The 2,950-nt window shown below is 46.5% G+C and carries 2 protein-coding genes; both read right to left on the minus strand.

Annotated features, from left to right (window positions below):
- Window positions 1-275: 275 nt before the first annotated feature.
- The gene (gene drmC, locus J0895_RS23080) at window positions 276-1,070 is read right to left on the minus strand and encodes a DISARM system phospholipase D-like protein DrmC (RefSeq protein WP_207090339.1); all 795 of its coding nucleotides are present in this window, start codon (window positions 1,068-1,070) and stop codon (window positions 276-278) included.
- A 3-nt stretch (window positions 1,071-1,073) separates the two neighbouring features.
- Window positions 1,074-2,936 (minus strand): DrmB family protein, encoded by a 1,863-nt coding sequence (drmB, locus tag J0895_RS23085; RefSeq protein WP_207090340.1) that lies wholly within the window; start codon window positions 2,934-2,936, stop codon window positions 1,074-1,076.
- Window positions 2,937-2,950 lie beyond the last annotated feature (14 nt).

A 2,950-nucleotide genomic window follows, 5' to 3' on the forward strand; every position in this document is an offset into this window, starting at 1 on the left:
ACGTTTTTCACCGCTTCGACGGTTCCGTAACGCTTTTGGAGGTTTTCGATTAAAACAGCAGGGGCCATGAGTTTTTTAATCCGAACTTGATACAAATCTACACACTCTGTAGTTTTATTTTAAACGGTTTATGGTAAGACCGGAGTAAAAATTTCAACATGGGGCCTGTCAACCCGAACGATTATGTTACTCCAAGCAACAGGGCAGACTTACCCTTGACTTTTGAAAATCTGCGATCGCCCTGAATATCTGGAGTTTGGGCCCAAGGTAATCCCCTACGTTCTTACCAAATAGAGGTGTTCAATCAAATTATCGAGTAAGTCTATGACTTGATGGGCTAGGGTGGGACTGTGGATTAAAACACCCAGTTCTAAATTCAAGGAAAGGGCATATTCGGTCAGATTTGCGCTGGTGATAAAGAGGTGCCGCCGATCGCAAATCACGGATTTAATATGCAGAGAACCCGATTTACCAGAGGAGTCTTTCGATCGCTTTTCTAGGGGCCACACAAACACTTGAGCCCGTTGCAGAATTTCTGTTCCGAATGTTGCCGCTAATCCAAACGGAATTTTACCATCCCCTGATGTAGGCGTTTCGGCGATAATTCTGAGAGTCACTCCTCGATCTAGGGCTAATCTGAGGGCTGTAGCAATTTCTGGGATTTTATAGATAGCAAAACTGACAATGGTTAACTCTTGCTGAGTCTGTTCGATTAACTGCAACAAAACGCGATCGGTCCGACGGACGGGTAATGCCGAGAGTTCAGGTCCAGTCCAGACTAATTCTACATTGAGGGCTTCTCGGGTGGAAGCGATCGCCTGTCGCGAAGTTTGCAAGGCTAATGCTAAACTCCGACTATCCCAGCGATCGCCATCTTGTTGCCAAGCGGTCAGTAAATCCCCAATAATTCGGCGAAAGGTAGCGTTAGGAAACTGATTCAGGAGGCGATCGCTTTGTGCGACATCCCCCCCTAAACTTTCGCAAGTGAGGCTTTCCAGCAACGCATTGAAAGTCGCCGGAGGTAAAATAGAGGCCACGCGATAAATTTGCTCTACCAGGGGAGTCGTCACGGCTTACTCAAAAAACGCCAGTTGTTTCTCTTGAAGCGTCCATACCAGTAGCGATCGGTCCAAAAACTTATTTCCCCGTTCGCAGGAGGTTTCAGGACTGAACAAGCAAGCATGACAGGCCGCCCAGTGCAATGCGGGGTTCCCTTCTGCCGGGTGATGTTCCGCACAAAGGGGGTCAGAGGCACAGAGTCGCATTTGTTCTAAAGCTTGGGTAACATGATATCCAAAAGTGGTCGGTTCTCCTAAATTCACCAATCCCCCTAATGTTCCCTCACTATCAGCAGATGCTGTATAAATTAACACCCCCGCTTGAGGCCCCTTTTCATCCGTGGGTAATTGAGAGTAAATGCGTTCTCGCAAACTCGCTGCATTATAGCCACATTCAATGGCCAATTGCCGCATCAAGGCATGGGCAAAGGAATGAATTAAGATATACCGAATTCCGGGGAAATTCGCTTTATCCGGGTCAATATTTCGGCTATTCAGCCAATCTTTGTAGGCGACGCGGGTTAAAATTTCCTGTTTATTAACCAGGGTTTTCTGTTCCCAGTCCTGGATTAACTGTTCATTAAATTGAATAAAAATTCCTTCTCCTTTGACTTCAGTGGCAGGAACCCAACTGGGAGGATTTCGACTGAGATTGACTAAATATTGTTCGGGAATATCTTCTAAATCAGCAAAATCACCGGGAGATTGCAGGCGAGTAAACCCAATCAGCGCCCTCACTTCTCGGAGTCGTTCGACTAGGACTACTTTTTGGAAATAATTGCGATATCTCTCGGGAGGGGAAACGGGACGTAGTTTAAAGTCGGAGGTATTTTGGTCGGGGTCTGCTGCAGATAAAAAATTCCATTCGGGGGTTTTTAGGTCTTTTAATTCGTCGGTTTCTTCCCCGCTTTTTTTTTGTTGGATTGCCTCCCAAATTTGGGGAATTGGATAAGCAGCAAAGTCTTGCAGTTCTCCCAGAGATTGCAATGCGGATAAAATTGCTTCCAAAGACTCTGGGGTTTTGGCTTTACTTAAAGGCGGCCAGTTTAAGTTCACTAATTCGGCTAACTTTCCAGATTGGGTGGGAATGGAGAGGGCGGATAAAGTGATGGAAAACCAACTATTAGATGCCCCCAAGAGTAACCCTTTCATCTGTTGGTCACATTCATCATCGAAGTTGCGGAGGTGAGGATGGCGACCCCGACAATTGGGCATAGTTTGCTTGCCTTTTTCCCCAAAAGCATCGGAGAGGGGGCGGGAGGTTTTGCACCCATCGCAAGAGACTACAATATCCGCAGCGGTTCCAGAAATGCCCCATTCTTCTAAGCGCAAATGACCGAGACAGTCGGTATTGCCATGATGGACAAAGTACCGCCAGGGAAAATCATCTAAATGCCCGCGATCGCAAGCTGCCAAAAAGCGTACCGGAATCACTTGGGGTGGTTTTCTATATTTAGAACAATTTTTATGAACATAGTGGGTTTCTGTGGGACGATAGAAATCAGTTTGGAGTTTGAAAAATCCTGAATTTAAGGGCGCTAGTAATCGACATTTGGGACAAACCACCCAACCGGGAAAGGGGGCGACGGGAATACCGATGCGGGAGAGTTCATCAGGGGAACTCAGGGAACTATTTTCCTCCGGGGGGAGTGGGGGAGAAAGCAGTTGCTTAACTTGAGAACCGACTTTTTGACGAACCGCTGAAAGTAAGCGTTCTTCTGGCAATTCAATACTGCGGGATTTGTCCCAATCTTCTAATCCCATAATCATCACGGAAAGGCGGGGTAAATCGGCAACGGCACCGACTCCAAAGGAAAAGAGAATTTGACTCGGACGGAGTTCACCAACTCGGTATTTGTATTTTTTGGAGGAATTCATTACAGGATAAATAG

This window comes from Phormidium pseudopriestleyi FRX01 (assembly GCF_017313335.1).
In the GTDB taxonomy this organism is placed as follows: domain Bacteria; phylum Cyanobacteriota; class Cyanobacteriia; order Cyanobacteriales; family Laspinemataceae; genus Laspinema; species Laspinema pseudopriestleyi.

Bases quoted from the DNA above. Each gene is read 5' to 3' on its own strand.
- drmB (WP_207090340.1), bottom strand. From the start codon at position 2,936: ATGAATTCCTCCAAAAAATACAAATACCGAGTTGGTGAACTCCGTCCG.